Source organism: Bradyrhizobium sp. C9 (assembly GCF_002532045.1).
Taxonomy (GTDB): Bacteria; Pseudomonadota; Alphaproteobacteria; order Rhizobiales; family Xanthobacteraceae; genus Bradyrhizobium.
Genome location: NZ_NWTG01000008.1, coordinates 114,746 through 132,111, shown reverse-complemented (window position 1 = coordinate 132,111; position 17,366 = coordinate 114,746). Strand labels below are relative to the sequence as shown.

At 65.2% G+C, this 17,366-nt stretch carries 17 protein-coding genes; 3 read left to right on the top strand and 14 right to left on the bottom strand.

Going from position 1 to position 17,366, the window contains the following annotated elements; translation table 11 throughout:
* Window positions 1–47: 47 nt before the first annotated feature.
* The 5 genes from CO675_RS19235 to CO675_RS19215 form a co-directional block, all read right to left on the bottom strand.
* A complete protein-coding gene (locus tag CO675_RS19235) occupies window positions 48–383 on the bottom strand; it encodes an integration host factor subunit alpha (protein ID WP_035631661.1) in 336 nt (111 codons plus the stop codon).
* A 130-nt stretch (window positions 384–513) separates the two neighbouring features.
* Entirely contained in the window at window positions 514–1,491 is a 978-nt protein-coding gene (locus CO675_RS19230) for a beta-ketoacyl-ACP synthase III (protein WP_097673468.1), read from the bottom strand.
* Window positions 1,488–2,549: a phosphate acyltransferase PlsX gene (gene plsX, locus CO675_RS19225; protein ID WP_097673467.1), complete on the bottom strand. Its 1,062-nt coding sequence runs from the start codon at window positions 2,547–2,549 to the stop codon at window positions 1,488–1,490. Before plsX ends, CO675_RS19230 begins: the two co-directional genes overlap by 4 nt.
* Before the next feature lie 322 nt (window positions 2,550–2,871).
* Window positions 2,872–3,459, bottom strand: coding sequence for a YceD family protein (locus CO675_RS19220; protein ID WP_097673635.1), 588 nt, complete (start codon window positions 3,457–3,459; stop codon window positions 2,872–2,874).
* On the bottom strand, window positions 3,456–4,007 hold the full coding sequence (locus CO675_RS19215; protein WP_097673466.1) for a ubiquinol-cytochrome C chaperone family protein: 552 nt from the start codon (window positions 4,005–4,007) through the stop codon (window positions 3,456–3,458). Before CO675_RS19215 ends, CO675_RS19220 begins: the two co-directional genes overlap by 4 nt.
* A 137-nt stretch (window positions 4,008–4,144) precedes the next feature.
* Between CO675_RS19215 and CO675_RS19210 the strand changes: the two genes are divergently transcribed.
* Window positions 4,145–4,624 carry an outer membrane protein assembly factor BamE gene (locus tag CO675_RS19210; RefSeq protein ID WP_245452819.1) on the top strand — a complete coding sequence of 160 codons (480 nt, stop codon included), beginning with the start codon at window positions 4,145–4,147 and terminating at the stop codon, window positions 4,622–4,624.
* A 151-nt stretch (window positions 4,625–4,775) separates the two neighbouring features.
* Window positions 4,776–5,783, top strand: coding sequence for a Bug family tripartite tricarboxylate transporter substrate binding protein (locus CO675_RS19205; RefSeq protein ID WP_097673464.1), 1,008 nt, complete (start codon window positions 4,776–4,778; stop codon window positions 5,781–5,783).
* Between the two features lie 19 nt (window positions 5,784–5,802).
* Here CO675_RS19205 and CO675_RS41040 read toward each other — a convergent pair whose 3' ends face one another.
* From CO675_RS41040 to glyA, 9 genes are all read right to left on the bottom strand, one after another.
* The gene (locus CO675_RS41040; RefSeq protein ID WP_198964661.1) at window positions 5,803–5,958 is read right to left on the bottom strand and encodes a hypothetical protein; all 156 of its coding nucleotides are present in this window, start codon (window positions 5,956–5,958) and stop codon (window positions 5,803–5,805) included.
* A 152-nt stretch (window positions 5,959–6,110) separates the two neighbouring features.
* Entirely contained in the window at window positions 6,111–8,231 is a 2,121-nt protein-coding gene (locus CO675_RS19200; RefSeq protein ID WP_097673463.1) for a sodium-translocating pyrophosphatase, read from the bottom strand.
* Window positions 8,232–8,453: 222 nt separating this feature from the next.
* On the bottom strand, window positions 8,454–9,455 hold the full coding sequence (gene thiL, locus CO675_RS19195) for a thiamine-phosphate kinase (protein ID WP_097673634.1): 1,002 nt from the start codon (window positions 9,453–9,455) through the stop codon (window positions 8,454–8,456).
* A 138-nt stretch (window positions 9,456–9,593) separates the two neighbouring features.
* A complete protein-coding gene (gene nusB / locus CO675_RS19190) occupies window positions 9,594–10,088 on the bottom strand; it encodes a transcription antitermination factor NusB (protein WP_097673462.1) in 495 nt (164 codons plus the stop codon).
* 2 nt (window positions 10,089–10,090) lie between these two features.
* The gene (ribH, locus tag CO675_RS19185; protein ID WP_097673461.1) at window positions 10,091–10,582 is read right to left on the bottom strand and encodes a 6,7-dimethyl-8-ribityllumazine synthase; all 492 of its coding nucleotides are present in this window, start codon (window positions 10,580–10,582) and stop codon (window positions 10,091–10,093) included.
* Between the two features lie 213 nt (window positions 10,583–10,795).
* Window positions 10,796–11,404 carry a riboflavin synthase gene (locus tag CO675_RS19180; protein ID WP_097673460.1) on the bottom strand — a complete coding sequence of 203 codons (609 nt, stop codon included), beginning with the start codon at window positions 11,402–11,404 and terminating at the stop codon, window positions 10,796–10,798.
* Window positions 11,404–12,576, bottom strand: coding sequence for a bifunctional diaminohydroxyphosphoribosylaminopyrimidine deaminase/5-amino-6-(5-phosphoribosylamino)uracil reductase RibD (gene ribD, locus CO675_RS19175; protein WP_097673459.1), 1,173 nt, complete (start codon window positions 12,574–12,576; stop codon window positions 11,404–11,406). The genes CO675_RS19180 and ribD overlap by 1 nt, the downstream gene beginning before the upstream one ends.
* Entirely contained in the window at window positions 12,573–13,055 is a 483-nt protein-coding gene (gene nrdR, locus CO675_RS19170; RefSeq protein ID WP_050400938.1) for a transcriptional regulator NrdR, read from the bottom strand. The genes ribD and nrdR overlap by 4 nt, the downstream gene beginning before the upstream one ends.
* A 22-nt stretch (window positions 13,056–13,077) precedes the next feature.
* Window positions 13,078–14,379 (bottom strand): serine hydroxymethyltransferase, encoded by a 1,302-nt coding sequence (glyA, locus tag CO675_RS19165; protein ID WP_097673458.1) that lies wholly within the window; start codon window positions 14,377–14,379, stop codon window positions 13,078–13,080.
* A 637-nt stretch (window positions 14,380–15,016) separates the two neighbouring features.
* On the opposite strand from glyA, the gene CO675_RS19160 reads away from it, so the two are divergent.
* Window positions 15,017–17,296 (top strand): TonB-dependent siderophore receptor, encoded by a 2,280-nt coding sequence (locus CO675_RS19160; protein ID WP_097673457.1) that lies wholly within the window; start codon window positions 15,017–15,019, stop codon window positions 17,294–17,296.
* Window positions 17,297–17,366: the final 70 nt, after the last annotated feature.

Below are 17,366 nucleotides of genomic sequence, written 5' to 3'. Positions count from 1 at the left end.
CGCGCTTTCTTCACGCGAACCGGGCATCCACTTCGCTTGAAAACGCTCTAGTCGGCCTTGCTGCCGTCGCCATTGGTGACGACGTGGCCATTGATCCGCTGCTTCAGGATCGCCGACGGCTTGAACACCATCACACGCCGCGGCGAGATCGGCACCTCGGTGCCGGTCTTTGGATTGCGCCCGATACGCTGGCCCTTCTTGCGCACCATGAAGGAGCCGAACGAGGACAGCTTCACCGTCTCGCCCTTTTCCAGGCAATCGGTGATCTCCTTCAGCACCAACTCGACAAACGCCGACGATTCCGTGCGCGACAGACCTACCTTTTGGTAGACCGCCTCACACAAATCGACGCGCGTCACTGTTTTTCCGGTTCCCGTGGTCATCGCCTGCCCCGCACTCTCGGCGAACAATTTCTTGACTGAAATTAAAAGCTTAGCGCGCAATGGTCAACAGCGACCAGCATCCGGTCGCTGGAAAGATGCCGGCAACCTGCCGATACTCTTTGGCGATGCGCTACCAGCGCACGAGCGCAGAGCCCCAGGTGAAGCCGCCGCCCATCGCCTCGAACAGCACCAGATCGCCCTTCTTGACCCGTCCGTCCCTCACGGCGACCGACAGCGCCAGCGGGATCGAGGCCGCCGAGGTGTTGCCATGCTTGTCGACTGTCAAGACCACCTTCTGCGGCGCAATATGCAGTTTGTGGGCCGAAGCATCGATGATTCGCTTGTTGGCCTGGTGCGGAATGAACCAGGTGATGTCGTCGGCGGTGAAGCCAGTCGCGTTGAACGCATCGACGATCACGTCGGTGATCATGCCGACGGCGTGCTTGAATACTTCGCGACCTTCCATCCGGAGATGGCCGACCGTCTTGGTCGAGCCGGGACCGCCGTCGACGAACAGCTTCGACTTGTGGCGTCCGTCCGAACGCAGGTGCGTCGTCAGCACACCGGGATCGTCTGTCGTGCCGGAATGCTGCTGGGCTTCCAGCACGACCGCACCGGCGCCATCGCCGAACAGCACGCAGGTACCGCGGTCGTTCCAGTCCAGGATGCGCGAGAAGGTTTCGGCGCCGATCACCAGCGCCCGCTTGTGGGCGCCGGCGCGCAGGAAATTGTCCGCGGTGGTCAGCGCAAAGACGAAGCCGGAGCACACCGCCTGCAGGTCGAACGCGACGCCGTGGTTGATGCCGAGCGCGTGCTGGACCGCGACCGCGGTCGCCGGAAATGTGTTGTCGGGCGTCGAGGTCGCCAGCACGATCAGGTCGATCGACTGGGCGTCGATCTTGGCATCGGCGAGCGCGGCGCGCGCGGCATTGATGGCCAGATGCGAGGTGAACTCGTCATCGGCCGCGATGTGCCGCTCGCTGATGCCGGTGCGCTGCACGATCCAGTCATCCGACGTGTCGATTCGCTGAGCCAGTTCGGCGTTAGTCAAAACCCGCTCCGGCAAATATGAGCCGCAGCCGAGCACTACCGAACGTATCGCAGTCACGAGACAGCCTCCTGCGCGGTCTGCGCCTTTACCAGGGCGCCGCCGTCGCGGTTGAGCATCTGATTGATCTTGGTGAGGAGATCGTAGTGGGCCATCTCATAGCCAACATCAACCGCATAGGCAAAGCCTTCCGCGTTGGTGCCGCCATGGCTCTTGACCACCACGCCGTTCAGGCCGAGCAGCAGGCCGCCATTCGACTTGTTGGGATCGAGCTTGTCGCGCAGCTTCTGGAACGCGCCGCGGGCAAACAGATAACCGATCCGCGCCAACAAGCTCGACGACATCGCCTCGCGCAAGAGCGTGAACATCTGGCGCGCGGTTCCCTCGGCGGCCTTGAGCGCAATATTGCCGCTGAAACCTTCCGACACGATGACGTCGGCGAGCCCCTTGCCGATCGCATCGCCCTCGACGAAGCCGATATAGTTGAACTGGGGCGCGTTCATCGCGCGCAGCATCTCGGCGGCCTCGCGGATTTCCCCGTGCCCCTTGATCTCCTCGGAGCCGATGTTGAGCAGGCCGACGGTTGGCCGTTCGACGTTGAACAGCACGCTCGCCATCGCGCTGCCCATCACCGCAAGCGTCGCCAGATGGCGGGCATCACCGCCGATCGAGGCTCCGAGATCGAGCACCACCGAATCGCCGCGCAGCGTCGGCCACGCTGCGGCGAGCGCCGGGCGGTCGACACCCGGCAGCGTCCGCAGATTGATGCTGCCCATCGCCATCAGCGCGCCGGAGTTGCCGGCGGAGACCGCGACGTCGGCCTCGCCGTGCTTCACCGCATCGATCGCCAGCCACATCGACGACGCCCTGCGGGTCCGCCGCAGCGCCTGGCTCGGCTTCTCGTCATTCTTCACCGCGACGTCGGTATGGATCACCTTCGATACCGCCTTCAGCGCAGGATGTTTCGCAAGCTCCGGCTCGATCTGGGCGCGGTCTCCGACCAGCAGGAATTCGCTGTCGGGATGACGGCTCAACGAGATCGCGGCGCCGGGAATGACCACCGATGCGCCGACATCGCCCCCCATGGCGTCAAGCGCGATTCGAACCTTATGAGGCATGAACGTCCCGGAAGCCTGCTCTCCCACAGCCCTTCAGACGAAGACCGCGAGCTTGAAGTCACCGCCGTCAACGGCGCGCGGCGAAACGCGAACCCGCGTCCCGGCCGGGCCGCGACAATAGCGTGTCCGCGGTCCGACACAACCTCTTGACCACAAACAACCGAGGTGCCGAACCGCCACGCAACACATCAAGACATACCAGAAATACTTGATATTTCAAGATATTACGACGCACACTTGAAGTAACCAGGAATACCCCTCGCGCAGGCTTGCAGGCAAGCCATCCCCTCAAATGTTGGCGCTGGCTTTCCCTCGGCTTCCCTCAACTCCCCTTCGGCTTCTTGCCGTCGGCCTTTTCCTTCAGCGCTTTCAGCGCGGCGAAGGGATGATTTTCCGGATCAGGCGCTTCAACCTCTTGTTCAAAGACCGCATCCGGCTTGCGAGGATAAGGGTCGATGCCGAGAAACAGAGCATCGGTGGCGAGCCGGCCGATGTCGATGAAGCCGCCGACGATCGGCTCCGGCGGGTCCGGGGTCTCCTCGTCGCTTTCCTCGGCGTCGTCGACGAGGTCGGCCATCTCCGGGATCTGCTCCGGAGGCGCGAACACCACGTCGATCGGCTCAATGATCTCGTTCTCGATCGGATCGAGCGTCACCACGCAGGTCTGCCCAACCCTCGCCTGAACCCTGCCGGTGACGTGGTAGCTGCCGTCGCGCTTGGGCTGCAGATCGAACTCGGCATGCGCGGAGACCACCTCGCGCAACTCGGCGACCTCGGCCATCGCCTGGCGTGTCGCCTCGTCGGCCACGATTTCGCGATGCAGACCGGTTTCCGGGATCTGCGCGACGTTGACGAGAACGCGCCAAGGGTCCCGCGCGGCATTTGATCGCCCTGTAGTGCCACCGCTCATGCCGTGGTCCTCGCAGCCTGCGGCGCCGGGAAGCGCCATGCCCCCTTGCTCAGCGCCGCGAAGTCGGCGCGCGCCAACTCGGCGATCGCCTCGCGGGCATAGCCAGCCAGCTCGCGGGCCTTGTCGACATTCTGACCATTGAGGATGTTCTTGCAGAACGACTGGGCCAGGGCCTCGTCGCCATCGGTCAGCGCCAGGTCGTAGGCCGCTGTGCGGCCATAAAAGGCCTCGCCAAATGCCTGCATCCGCTTCGGCACCGTCAGGTCACCGACGCCCATTTCCCTGAGATTGTCGTCCATGTCGATACAGAAATGATCGAACAGGGCCTGGGACAGCTCCGCGCCGCCTTCCGCGGATTTCAATCGCCGCAGCACCAGCCACAGATGCATCAGAAGCAGGTCAAAACGGCCGTTAACCGTGTCCGGAACGCCCAAGTCACGGTAAAACAACGGTTCTCGCGCCTGCGTCACGATCATGCCATAGATGGTCTCAATGGTGCTGCGCGCGGGCACCCGGGGTCTTCTGAAGTGATTGAACGGCCAAAGCATAGCGGGTTCCGGCTGCCGGTCCCCAGAGGGACGCCTGTTGAGGGGGCGCCCGTCGGACGCCGGCATGATTGCAATCCATTGAGCTGCCCGGTACGTCAATGCCCCGGCCGATGCAAGAGGACGGATCAGATCCGCCGATGAACCACACCCTTTCACGACAGTCTCGCACGGTTTCCGCGCGCGGGTTCCTCACGCGCTTCCGCGCCATCGCGGTCGTTGGCCTGTTCTGCGCCGCTGCGCTCGGCGGCTGCGCCGGCGAGCAATTCCAGAAGGGCTACATCCTGCCCGACGGAGCGCTCGAGCAGATTCCGATCGGCGCGAGCCAGGATCAGGTTCTGATCGTGCTCGGCACGCCCTCCACCGTCGCAACGCTCGACGGCGAGGTGTTCTATTACATCTCGCAGCGGACCTCGCGCCCGGTCGCCTTCATGAACCAGCGCGTGGTCGACCAGCGTGTCATCGCGGTCTATTTCGACAAGAACCGCCAGGTGCGCCGGCTCGCCAATTACGGCCTGAAGGACGGCAAGATCTTCGACTTCGTCAGCCGGACCACGCCGACGTCGGGCCAGGAAATGTCCTACCTGACACCGCTCTTCAAGCTACTGAGCTTCAACTAGGGCTTGATCCGGAAAAGTGCGAAGCGGTTTTCCGAAAAGATCATGCTCGAAGAATAAGGCCTGAAGCACTGCGCCAGTTTGTCGCTTGTCCCACGGGCAAGCGGTCCCCTACGCTTGCTCCCAAACAAGAAGCTGAGCAGGGGGTAAGCGCGTGAGAGCGAAGAGATTTTCCCGTCGTACGGTATTGTCGGGCGCGGCCGCATTGTCGGCGGCGTCGATCCTGCCGCGTGCCAGCCTCGGTGCCGGCGACTGGCGGCCGACGGAAACGGTCCGGATCATCGTGCCGGCGGCGGCCGGCGGCTCGACCGACGTGATGGGCCGGCTGCTAGCGGCGCATTTGCAGCCGCTCTGGGGCCAGTCGGTCGTGGTGGAGAATCGCTCCGGCGCCGGCGGCACCATCGGCACCGCGGAGGTCGCCCGCAGCAAGGGCGACGGCCACACTATCCTGATCGGCAATCCCGGTCCCAACGCGATCGCCTTCAGCATCTTCAAGAACCTGACCTACAAGGCCGACCAGCTGCAGGCGGTCTCCAACATGATCCGGATCCCGAACATCGTCTCGGCGCATCCGTCGACCGGCATCAAGTCGATCCCCGAACTGATCGCCTATCTTAAGAAGAATCCCGACAAGCTCACCTACGGCTCGTCCGGCACCGGGCAGAGCCCTCACCTCACCGGCGCCTGGTTCCTGCAACTCACCGGGCTGAAGATGACGCATGTGCCGTTCCGCGGCGCGGGCCCCGCGCTGCAGGCCGGGCTCGCCGGCGACATCCAGATCCTGTTCGACAATCTCTATCCGTCGCTGCCGCAGGTGCTCGACGGCAAGCTCAACGGGCTCTGCGTCACCACCGCCGAGCGCAGCGATTCCGCGCCCAATCTGCCTGTGATGCGCGAGGGCGCGCCGGAGCTCGCCAAGTTCGACGTCGCCTCATGGTTCGGCGTCTTCCTGCCGAAGACCGCACCCGCGCCCGTGCTCGACGAGCTGAACCGGCAGATCAAGGCGATGCTGGAGCGCGACGACGTCAAGGAGAACATCGCCGGCATGGGTGCGCGCGCCGACTACGGCACGCCGCAGCAATTTTCGGATTTCGTCGACGCCGAGACAAAGAAGTTTGCCGCCATCATCGAGAAGGAAGGGCTCCAGATGGAGGTCAAGTGACGGCGCTGTCACCGTCTCCCTACGATGACTTGTTGATCTTCTTGATCTTGGCGTCGGTTGTTTCCATCGACATCGCCAGCTCCATGATCGCCTGCGACAGCAGCTCGATGGCCTCCTTCTGATCCTGCGACTTGGAGGCGCGGAGCGCGTAGTTCCGGGCGGATGACAGCGACATCGATTGATCTCCGTTTGGTTCGGGTCTGGTTGTTGGCGGGTGCCATTGGGCGGAAAGCCGATCAGTTCGGCAGTACACCGAACCAGGTCCACGCAAAACAAAAACCCCGCGGCTTGCACCGCGGGGTTTTGCATTCAGTCTGATTGCGCCGCTCAGTGCGCCAAAATCGCCAGCAGCAGCAGCGCCACGATGTTGGTGATCTTGATCATCGGGTTGACCGCCGGACCCGCCGTATCCTTGTAGGGATCGCCGACGGTGTCGCCGGTCACCGCGGACTTGTGGGCGTCAGAGCCCTTGCCGCCGTAGTGGCCGTCCTCGATGTACTTCTTGGCGTTGTCCCAGGCGCCGCCGCCCGAGGTCATCGAGATCGCGACGAACAGGCCGGTGACGATGACGCCGAGCAGCATGGCGCCGACCGCGGAGAACGCCGCCGACTTGCCGGCCGCGCCGCCGCCCGCGATCGCATAGATCAGGAAGTAGACGACGATCGGCGACAGCACCGGCAGCAGCGACGGGATGATCATCTCCTTGATCGCGGCCTTGGTCAGCAGGTCGACCGCCTTGCCGTAGTCCGGCTTGTCGGTGCCCTGCATGATGCCGGGCTTCTCGCGGAACTGACGGCGCACCTCTTCAACGATTGCGCTGGCGGCGCGTCCGACCGCCGTCATGCCCATCGCGCCGAACAGATACGGCAGCAGGCCGCCGAACAGCAGGCCGACCACGACGTAGGGGTTGTTGAGCGAGAAGTCCGGGTTGACGCCCTTGAAGTAGGCGTGGGCGTTCGCGTCGCTGATGAAGAATTTGAGGTCCTCATTATAGGCCGCAAACAGCACCAGCGCACCGAGACCGGCGGAGCCGATCGCGTAGCCCTTGGTCACCGCCTTGGTGGTGTTGCCGACCGCGTCGAGCGCGTCGGTCGACTTGCGTACTTCCTTGGGCAGACCCGCCATCTCGGCGATGCCGCCGGCGTTGTCGGTGACCGGGCCGAAGGCGTCGAGCGCGACGATCATGCCGGCCAGCGCCAGCATGGTGGCGGTCGCGATCGCGATGCCGAACAGGCCGGCCAAGCTGTAGGTGACCAGGATGCCGGCGATGATGACGATCGCAGGCAGCGCGGTCGCCTCCATCGAGATCGCGAGGCCCTGGATCACGTTGGTGCCGTGACCGGTGACCGAGGCCGCCGCAATCGACTTCACCGGACGGTAGTCGGTGCCGGTGTAGTATTCGGTGATCCAGATGATCAGGCCGGTGACGACGAGACCGACCACGCCGCACTCGAACAGCGCCATGCCGGTGAAGCTGACGCCGTCGAGCTTGCCGAAGCCGATCAGCCAGTTGATCACGGCCGCGACGCCGACCAGCGACAGGATGCCGGTGGCGATCAGGCCCTTGTACAGGGCCCCCATGATCGACTGGCTGGCGCCGAGCTTGACGAAGAAGGTGCCGATGATCGAGGTGATGATGCAGATGCCGCCGATCGCGAGCGGCAGCGTCATCATGTTCACCAGGATCGGCGTCTTGGCGAAGAAGATCGCCGCGAGCACCATGGTGGCGACCGCGGTCACCGCATAGGTTTCGAACAGGTCGGCCGCCATGCCGGCGCAGTCGCCGACGTTGTCGCCGACGTTGTCGGCGATGGTGGCCGGGTTGCGCGGATCGTCCTCGGGGATGCCGGCCTCGACCTTGCCGACGAGGTCGCCGCCGACGTCTGCACCCTTGGTGAAGATGCCGCCGCCGAGACGGGCAAAGATCGAGATCAGCGAGGCGCCGAAGCCGAGCGCCACCATGGCGTCGACCACGGTGCGGCTACCGGCTTCGAGCCCCATGAACTTGACCAGCACCATGAAGTAGATGGTGACGCCGAGCAGCGCGAGACCGGCAACCAGCATGCCGGTGATCGCGCCCGCCTTGAAGGCGAGTTCGAGGCCGCCGGCCAGCGAGGTGGTCGCCGCCTGCGCGGTGCGGACGTTGGCGCGCACCGAGACGTTCATGCCGATGAAGCCGGCCGCACCCGACAGGATGGCGCCGATCGCAAAGCCGATCGCCACCAGAAGGCCAAGGAAGTAGGCCAGCACCACGAAGATCACGATACCGACCATGCCGATCGTGGTGTATTGCCGCCGCAGATAGGCTTGTGCGCCCTCGCGCACCGCGCCCGCGATTTCCTGCATGCGGGCACTGCCCGCATCCGCGTTCAAGACCGACTGCGTCGCCCAGATCGCGTAGACGATGGAAAGCGCCCCGCAGAGCACAATCAACCATAAAGCTGTCATTGAATGTTGCCTCAGATCCTTGATGTAACCCCCGCGCCTTCTTTGTGCCGCTAGGGGGCGGCAGGCGCTTTTTTTCCGAGGACAATCCTCCCCAAAACAGATTGCCTCAAATCGGGCGCGACCTTGCCAAAATCGTTACCGCTGCGCAACGCCACCTACGGCCGAAAACGCCGATATCGGCAGCAATTTAGAGGGAAAGTCGGCGCGTTTCGGCCGGACGTTCTAGAAATGGCTGTAGGACAGGCGCTTCAGCGCCAGTTCCCTGCCCTGTCCGTCGAGAAAGCTCGGCGGCGACAAGCCTGCAATGAGGCCACCGATCGCAGTCACCGCGACCTTGGCCTGCCGTGCCTCCCGCACAAAGGCGTCCGCGCGATCGCCCGGGACCGCGCACAACAGTTCGTAATCATCGCCGCCGGCAACCAGGGTCTCGATACCGATCGCTTTGCGCGCGAGCAGCCCTGCGGCTGCGGGCGACAACGGGATGCTCGGCACGTTGATCACGGCCGTCACACCGCTGGCTGCACAAAGCTTGGCCAGATCGCCGGCGAGGCCGTCGGACACGTCCATCGCTGCGCTGGCGTGGCTTCGGACGGCGTTGGCAAGTGCGTTGCGCGGCTGCGGCACACGATAGCGGGCGGCAAGGAAATCGCGGCCGGCGGCATCGTCCCCCAGTGCTGCCGCGACCGGACCGCCCCGCAGCACATCGAGGCCGAGCGCGGCATCGCCGATCGTGCCGGTCACGAACACGCGGTCGCCGGCCCTTGCGCCTGCGCGGTGCACCATCTTGCCCTGAGGCAGCCGCCCGAACGCGGAGATCGAGATCATCAGCGGGCCCGGCGTCGAGACCGTGTCGCCGCCGAGCAGCGGGCAACCGTATTGGCTGGCGTCCTCGCCGAGCGCCCGGGCAAACGGCTTGAGCCAGGCCTCCTCGGCGCCGCGCAGCGCCAGAGTCAGCACGAAACCGGCCGGCTCAGCCCCCTTGGCCGCGATGTCGGACAGGTTCACCCGCAGCGCCTTGCGCGCCAGCGTGTCGGGCGGATCATCGGGGAGGAAATGCACACCCTCGACGATCGCATCCGTGGTGACGACGATGTCCTCGCCGGCCGCCCGCAGCGCGGCCGCGTCGTCGTCGAGCCCGAACGCGCCCGGGTCGGTCGCCAGCGGCTTGAAGTAGCGCGCGATCAGGGAGTCTTCGCCGGAGGGATTGCCGTGACGCTCTGTCATGTCGCGCGCGTTCCCCTCAGCTGTCATCGCCCGGCTTGACCGGGCGATCCAGTACGCCGCGGCAGCTGTTGTTGCCAATAACCGCCGCGGCGTACTGGATCACCCGCATGCGCGGGTGATGACCGCGGAATATGTGGTTCAGCTCCGCACAAACTCGTCGCCGCGGAACTGGCGTGCGATCTGGTCGAGCACCGCGTTGACCATGCCGGTCTCGTCCTTCTCGACAAAGGCGTGCGCGACGTCGACATACTCTGAAACCACGACGCGGCCCGGCACGTCCCGGCGATGCTCGAGCTCGTAGGACCCTGCCCGCAGCACCGCGCGCAGGATCGCGTCGATCCGCTTCAGCGGCCAGCCCTTCGACAGCGCCTCGTCGATCAGCGGATCGAGCTTGGCCTGGTCGCGCACCACGCCGGACACGACGTCGCGGAAGAAGGCCGCTTCCGCCGGCAGGTATTTCTCGCCTTCGACCTCGTTGCCGAGCCAATGGCTCTCGAACTCGGCGAAGATGTCGTTGATACCCGCGCCGCCAATGTCCATCTGGTACAGCGCCTGCACGGCAGCGAGGCGTGCTGCGCCGCGCCGGTTGGCTTTCCTGTCGGGGGCTTTCGCGGGCTTCTTGTTGTCAGCCATGGTCAGGCCTTTGCCAGGCGGCGTTTGATCCGCAGCATCGCGATCGCCGCGCGTGCGGCGTCGCCGCCCTTGTTGAGTTCGCTGGCGCGCGCCCGCGCCCAGGCCTGCGCCTCGGTGTTGACGGTGAGGATGCCGTTGCCGAGCGGGAATTTCCGGCTCACGGCCAGATCCATCAATCCGCGCGAGGATTCCTGCGAGACGATCTCGAAATGGATGGTGTCGCCGCGCACCACGCAGCCGAGCGCGATCGCCGCATCATAGGGCTTGCCGTTCGCTGCCGCGGCATCGATCGCGATCGCGATCGCGGCCGGAATCTCCAGCGCGCCCGGCACCGTGATCACGTCGTGGCTGGCGCCGGCCGCCTTCAGCTCGGCGAGCGCGCCTTCCAGCAACGCATCCTGGATGTCGTCATAAAACCGGGCCTCGACGATCAGCACGCGTGCGCCGGTGATGTCGGTCTGGTCCTTCAGGGGTGCGCGCCGCGCGTCAGCCATTGCAATACCAATCGGAACTTGGGGAGGAGTTGTGCAGCGTTTTAGGCGCAGCAGGCGGTAAAGCCAAGGGCAATACTGGCATGGATGTCACCACGATCGGCCTGATTTTTCAGGTCGGATTCGCCCGCAACGCATGGGCCATCCGACGCGAAGCCAGCCGGGGTGAAACAGGCAGAGGGGATGCCTGTCGCGGCCGCAATACCGCGACCTCGGCTATTTCATCTCCGACAGCCGTGCAGCATAGCGGGCCATCAGGTCGACCTCGATATTGACCTCGCTGCCGGCCTTCCAGCCGCTCAGGGTCGTGACACTGAGCGTGTGCGGGATGATCAGCACCGAAAAGGTGACGTCGTCGACCGTGTTCACGGTCAGCGACACGCCGTCCAGCGTGATCGATCCCTTCACCGCGATGAAACGCGCCAGCTCGCGGCTGGTCCGCAGCTCGAACCGCGCCATGTCAGGCAGATCGTCACGCTTGACGATGGTCGCGATCCCATCGGCATGCCCGGCCACGATGTGACCGCCGAGCTCGTCGCCGATCTTGAGCGCGCGCTCGAGGTTGAGCCGGCCACCCGGCGCCCAGTGCCTGGCGGTGGTCATGCCGAGCGTCTCGGCCGCGGCATCGACATCGAACCAGGTCCTGCCGTCCGCGGTGCCGGAGGCGACCACGGTGAGGCAAACGCCGTTGCAGGCGATCGAGGCGCCGTCTGCGATCGTGGCCTGGTCGTAGTCGCAGGCAATCCGCATCCGGTGCAGCTGCCCCTGCGCCACGGGCTTCAGGCTGGTGATCTCGCCGATATCGGTGACAATTCCGGTAAACATTACGCACGCTCGTAGATGGTGAGACTGTCGTTATCGAGGGTTTCGCTAGCACGAAGCTTGAAGGCGGGCGACTGCGTGATTGCGTCGAGTGGCATTGCGTCCAGCGCGGGAACGCCGTCGGCGCCGATCGCATCGGGTCCGCGCAACAGCCAGATTTCATCGACCAGGCCGGCTGCCACGAAAGAATTTGCCACGCGTGCGCCGCCCTCGACCATCAGCCGGGTGATGCCCTTCTCCGCCAGCGCATGCAGCACCGCCGGCAGGTCGAGTCCCGGTTGCGCGCCGGACGCAACGCGGATCACCTCTGCCCCGGCGGCACCGAGCTTCATTGCGGCAGGCGCCTCGGCAAGATCCGACGTGATCACCCAGAGCGGCGTCTCGCGCGCCGAATGCACGAGACGGCTGTCGCCCGAGATCCGCAGCGCGCGATCAAGCACCACCCGCACCGGCGAACGATCAGCCATGCCGGGCAACCGGCAGGTCAGGAGCGGATCGTCAGCCCTGACCGTGCCGATGCCGACCAGGATCGCATCGCTCTGCGCGCGCAGCAGGTGCACGCGGGTGCGCGCGGCTTCGCCGGTGATTGCAACGGGCTTGTGATTGGCGGCTGCGATCTTGTCGTCGGCGGACACCGCGAGCTTGAGGATCACATGCGGGCGCCGGTCCGTGATGCGGCGGAAATGCCCGGCATGGTCGCGCGCGGCCTCCGCCGCGCACAGCCCGACCTCGACCCCGATCCCTGCAGCGCGCAGCTTGGCGTGCCCCTTGCCGCCGACCTCCGGATTGGGGTCCTCGATCGCCGAGACCACGCGGGCAAGCCCGGCCGAAACGACGGCATCCGCGCAAGGTGGCGAGCGGCCGAAATGGGAGCAAGGTTCGAGCGTGACATAGAGCGTGGCGCCGCGCGCGGCGCTACCTGCCCGCCTCAGCGCCTCGACCTCGGCGTGCGGACGGCCGCCTGCTTGCGTCCAGCCGCGGCCGACGATCACGCCGTCCTTGACGATGACGGCGCCGACCGCCGGATTGGGCCAGGTGCGCCCGAGCCCGCGGCGGCCGAGCGCCAGCGCGAGCTGCATGAAGCGCAGATCGGCGGCCTTTGCCGCTTCCTTGGCAGCTTCCTTGGCCTCTTTGGCCTTCTGCCCGAGCTGCTCTTCCAGAATACGGAAGATCATTTTCGCAACGTCGCGATCCGCGGGTCCTCTTCGCCGGTTAGCTCGTCGAGCACGGCCTCGAAGTCCTTGGCCTCGCGGAAGTTACGATAGACCGACGCGAAGCGCACATAGGCGACGTCGTCGAGCTGGCGCAGATGCTCCATCACGATCTCGCCGATCGCCTCCGAGGAGACCTCCGCCTCGCCGCCGCTTTCGAGCTCGCGCACGATGGTGGAGACCATCTTCTCCACCCGCTCCGACTCCACCGGACGCTTACGCAACGAGATCTGCAGCGAGCGCACCAGCTTGTCGCGGTCGAACGGCACGCGGCGGCCGTTGCGCTTGATCACGGTGAGCTCGCGCAGCTGCACCCGCTCGAAGGTCGTGAAGCGGAAGTTGCAGGCCATGCAGACGCGCCGCCTGCGGATGACGGCGGAGTCCTCGGTCGGACGCGAGTCCTTGACCTGCGTATCGAGAGAATTGCAGCTCGGACAACGCATCCGACGAGACCTCTAGGACCTTTTATTGATAGATCGGGAAGCGATCGGTCAGCGCCTTGACGCGTTCCTTGATCGCGGCCTCGACCAGCGGCGCCTTGCCGTCCGGCGACTGCGCCAGCGCGTTCAGCACTTCCGCGATCATGCCGCCGACCTGCTTGAACTCGGCGACGCCGAAGCCGCGGGTGGTCGCAGCCGGGGTACCGAGACGCAGGCCCGAGGTGACGAACGGCTTCTCGGGATCGAACGGGATGCCGTTCTTGTTGCAGGTGATCGCCGCGCGCACCAGCGCCTTCTCGGAGATGTTGCCCTTCAGGCCCTTCGGCCTGAGGTCGACCAGCATCAGGTGGTTGTCGGTGCCGCCGGACACGATGTCGAGGCCATGGCTGCGCAGCGTCTCCGCCAGCGCCTTGGCGTTCTCGACCACGTTCTTGGCGTAGACCTTGAAGTCCGGCCGCAGCGCTTCGGCGAACGCCACCGCCTTGGCGGCGATGACGTGCATCAGCGGACCGCCCTGCAGGCCGGGGAAGATCGCCGAGTTCAGCTTCTTGGCGAGCGTCTCGTCATTGGTGAGGATCAGGCCGCCGCGCGGACCGCGCAGCGACTTGTGCGTCGTCGTGGTGGTGACGTGGGCGTGCGGCACCGGCGAGGCATGCACGCCGCCGGCGACGAGGCCCGCGAAGTGCGCCATGTCGACCAGAAGATACGCGCCGACCGAGTCCGCGATCTCGCGGAAACGCTTGAAGTCCCAGGCGCGCGAATAGGCCGAGCCGCCGGCGATGATCAGCTTCGGCCTCGCCTGCTCCGCCTGCTTCTGGACCTCGTCCATGTCGATGATCTGGTCCTCGCGACGCACGGTGTAGTGCGCGGCCTTGAACCACTTGCCGGACATGTTGACCGGCGAGCCGTGGGTGAGATGGCCGCCGGCGGCGAGGTCGAGACCCATGAAGGTGTCGCCGGGCTGCAGCAGCGCCAGAAACACCGCCTGGTTCATCTGGCTGCCGGAGTTCGGCTGGACGTTGGCGAAGCCGGCGCCGAACAGCTTCTTGGCGCGCTCGATCGCCAGGTTCTCGGCGACGTCGACCCATTCACAACCGCCGTAGTAGCGCGCGCCCGGATAACCTTCCGCATATTTGTTGGTCATCACCGAGCCCTGCGCCTCCAGCACCGCGCGGCTGACGATGTTCTCGGAGGCGATCAGCTCGATCTCATGGCGCTGCCGGCCGAGCTCGCCCTTGATCGCGGCAGCGATCTCGGGATCGGCCTCGGCAAGGGTTGCCGTGAAGAAGGAATCGGGCGCGGAAGCGGTCTTGGAAGATGAGGTCATCGGCGAAATATCTCCACCGCCGCAAGCCTTTACACGGGATGCGGACGGTCACGAGTGGCGGTCGAAGCTGGTTTCAGAGGGTTATCACATCACCCCAAAATGGCCAAGCGGTTGCGGTCCCCGGCGGTCAATTATGCCAGATATGGTGGGGATGCCGGGGATTGCCAGCCGGCGGAACCGGGCCCGCCCGCGGCCCGGTTCCGGTCCCGCAGACGGCACGGCCGCGGCGGCCTGCCGAGCGGACGGACTTCCGCTTTCGCGAGCGGCCGCCCCATCGGGGCCGACGCCTCGAGGCGCGGCCAGCGCTCTCAAGCTTCGCCAGTGCCGGTCCCCCAATCACGCTTCACTCAATGACGCGGCGACCGACGCTCTGGATCATCACGCGCGCGATCATGACGCATCGAGTCACGAGATGATTTTGAATCGTTCGATTTTTGAATCGTTCTTTGAATCGTTCAATACTGGATCGATTCAAGCCTCTCACGCGACGCGTGCAATTGTGCGTCGTACTCCGTTGTCTCTCAGTCACACACACCAGCTTTGCGCACAGCTTCGATAGCTTCTAACCGCGCGCACGCTGTTCGCGAAAATCACCGTGATAACGACGCCGAAGAAAACTTCTCTTTGGGGGCGTTGAATGACGGACGGATGGATTCGGCCGCAGCGGTTTGCTGCTTCGGCTCTGGTGATGCTTTCGGTTGCCGGTGCGGACCAAGTGTTCGCGCAGGCGCAATTGCCGGCCGTGACGGTCGATGCGCCACAGCACCGGCAAGCGGCGCGATCGCAGCAGCCATCGCAACGGACCACGCGCGCACGCAGCGCCGCGCGCCGCGCAACGGGCGCGCCAGTGGGCGCGCAGCCACAGGCGGCACAGCAGGCCGCGGGCGGAGGCGGCGGACACGAGCGTGCCAACGGTCCGGTCACCGGCTACCTGGCGCGGCAGAGCGCGAGCGGCACCAAGACAAGCACGCCGATCATCCAGACGCCGCAATCGGTGACGGTGATCAGCGCCGAGCAGATCCGCGACCAGAAGATCGTCAGCAAGTTCGACGAGGTGCTGCGCTACACGCCGGGCGTCATCGGCGGCACCTACGGTGCCGACTTCCGCAACGACTGGTTCATGATCCGCGGCTTCCCCGCGCAGAACGAGTCGCTGTTCCTCGACGGCCTGCAGCTGTTCTACACCTCCTATGCGAGCTGGAAGCTGCAGCCGTTCAACCTCGAGCGCGTCGAGGTGCTGCGCGGTCCGTCCGGCATCCTGTATGGCGGCTCCGCGCCGGGTGGCCTCGTCAACGCAGTGAGCAAGCTGCCGCAGGCCGAGCCCATTCGCTACATCGAGACCGGCGTCAACAATTTCGGCAACGCCTACACCCAGTTCGACATCGGCGGCGCGACGGCGCAGCCCGGCGGCGGCCAGGTGCAGTATCGCCTGGTCGGCCAGGCCCAGGGCGGCGGCACCCAGACCGACTATGTCTACGACAACAATTTCTTCTTCGCCCCGTCAGTGACCTGGCGGCCGGATGCCGACACCAGCCTCACCGTGTTCGGCCTCGCCTCGCACAGCAACACCCGCGCGCTCAACTTCCTGCCCTATGTCGGCACCGTCACCAACGCGCCGTTCGGCCGGATTCCGACCAGCCTTTTCGCCGGCGACCCCAGCGTCGACCAGTTCCGCCGCGACCAGGAGATGGTCGGCTACCAGTTCCAGAAGAGCGTCACTGACAACGTCGACTTCCGCCAGAACGCGCGCATGGCGCATGTCGACGTCTACTATGCCGGCCTCTACGGGCTCGGCTACGCGACAACACCCGCGGCCGCCGACATCACGCGTGGCAATTTCTACACCCGCGGCATCGCCACCCAGCTCAACCTCGACAACCAGCTCGAATACCGCTTCTCGACCGGCGCGCTGCAGCACACCGCGCTGGTCGGCGTCGATCTGAAATATTACGGCATCGACGACCGCCAGGGTTTCGGCATGGGCACGAATCTCAACGTGCTCAATCCGGTCTACGGCAACAATCTGCCGTATAGCGGCCCGCTGTATCAGAACGCCTATCTGACCCAGGGCATGGCCGGGCTCTATCTGCAGGATCAGGTCAAGCTCGATCGCCTGACGGTCGTGCTGTCGGGGCGGCAAGACTGGGTCGATCTCGCCAACAACAACCGGATCGGTGCCGATCAAAGCCGCGAAGACAGCAAGTTCTCCGGCCGGGTCGGCGCGATCTACAATTTCGACAGCGGTGTCGCGCCCTACGTCTCCTACATGACCGGCTACAATCCGGTCATCGGCACCAACGCCGCGGGCCAGCTGCTGCTGCCGGAGACCTCCGAGCAGACCGAGGTCGGCGTCAAGTACGAGCCGGCCGGGCTCAACGCGCGGCTTGGCGTCGCGTATTTCGATCTCAAGCGCAAGAACGCACTGACAACAGATCCGAACAACACGCTGTTCCAGACCCAGAATGGCGAAGTCACCTCGCGCGGCGTCGAGCTCGAGGCGGTGGCGAACATCACGCGCGATTTCAAGCTAGTGGCGAGCTACACCAATTACGAGCTGTTCGTCAGCAAGGACCTCAATCCCGCGCTGATCGGCACCGTCCCGACCAACACGCCGCGGCAGCTCGCCTCGGTGTGGACCGACTACACGTTCCGCGACGGCCCGCTGAACGGATTCGGCTTCGGCGGCGGCGTGCGCTATGTCGGCTCGTCCTTTGCCGACACCGCGAACACCGCGCGCGTCCCCGGGGTCGTGCTCGGCGACCTCGCATTGCACTATGAATGGGACAACAATTGGCGCGCGGCGCTCAATGTGGTGAACGTCACAGACAAGATCTACGTCGCGAGCTGCGCGACGATAAGCTCCTGCTATTACGGCGATCGCCGGCGCATCACGGCAAGTCTCGCCTACAAATGGTGAGCACGCCGCGCAACGTTCCGTTCACAAAACCGATGATGGAGACAGAGAGGCGGCGCGCAGCCGCCTCTCT

Excerpts from the sequence above, each read along its gene's own strand:
- CO675_RS19235 (WP_035631661.1), bottom strand. The coding sequence starts at position 383 with ATGACCACGGGAACCGGAAAAACAGTGACGCGCGTCGATTTGTGTGAG.
- plsX (WP_097673467.1), bottom strand. The coding sequence starts at position 2,549 with ATGCCTCATAAGGTTCGAATCGCGCTTGACGCCATGGGGGGCGATGTC.
- CO675_RS19220 (WP_097673635.1), bottom strand. The coding sequence starts at position 3,459 with ATGAGCGGTGGCACTACAGGGCGATCAAATGCCGCGCGGGACCCTTGG.
- CO675_RS19215 (WP_097673466.1), bottom strand. The coding sequence starts at position 4,007 with ATGCTTTGGCCGTTCAATCACTTCAGAAGACCCCGGGTGCCCGCGCGC.
- CO675_RS19210 (WP_245452819.1), top strand. The coding sequence starts at position 4,145 with ATGAACCACACCCTTTCACGACAGTCTCGCACGGTTTCCGCGCGCGGG.
- CO675_RS41040 (WP_198964661.1), bottom strand. The coding sequence starts at position 5,958 with ATGTCGCTGTCATCCGCCCGGAACTACGCGCTCCGCGCCTCCAAGTCG.
- CO675_RS19200 (WP_097673463.1), bottom strand. The coding sequence starts at position 8,231 with ATGACAGCTTTATGGTTGATTGTGCTCTGCGGGGCGCTTTCCATCGTC.
- thiL (WP_097673634.1), bottom strand. The coding sequence starts at position 9,455 with ATGACAGAGCGTCACGGCAATCCCTCCGGCGAAGACTCCCTGATCGCG.
- nusB (WP_097673462.1), bottom strand. The coding sequence starts at position 10,088 with ATGGCTGACAACAAGAAGCCCGCGAAAGCCCCCGACAGGAAAGCCAAC.
- ribH (WP_097673461.1), bottom strand. The coding sequence starts at position 10,582 with ATGGCTGACGCGCGGCGCGCACCCCTGAAGGACCAGACCGACATCACC.
- CO675_RS19180 (WP_097673460.1), bottom strand. The coding sequence starts at position 11,404 with ATGTTTACCGGAATTGTCACCGATATCGGCGAGATCACCAGCCTGAAG.
- ribD (WP_097673459.1), bottom strand. The coding sequence starts at position 12,576 with ATGATCTTCCGTATTCTGGAAGAGCAGCTCGGGCAGAAGGCCAAAGAG.
- nrdR (WP_050400938.1), bottom strand. The coding sequence starts at position 13,055 with ATGCGTTGTCCGAGCTGCAATTCTCTCGATACGCAGGTCAAGGACTCG.
- glyA (WP_097673458.1), bottom strand. The coding sequence starts at position 14,379 with ATGACCTCATCTTCCAAGACCGCTTCCGCGCCCGATTCCTTCTTCACG.
- CO675_RS19160 (WP_097673457.1), top strand. The coding sequence starts at position 15,017 with ATGACGGACGGATGGATTCGGCCGCAGCGGTTTGCTGCTTCGGCTCTG.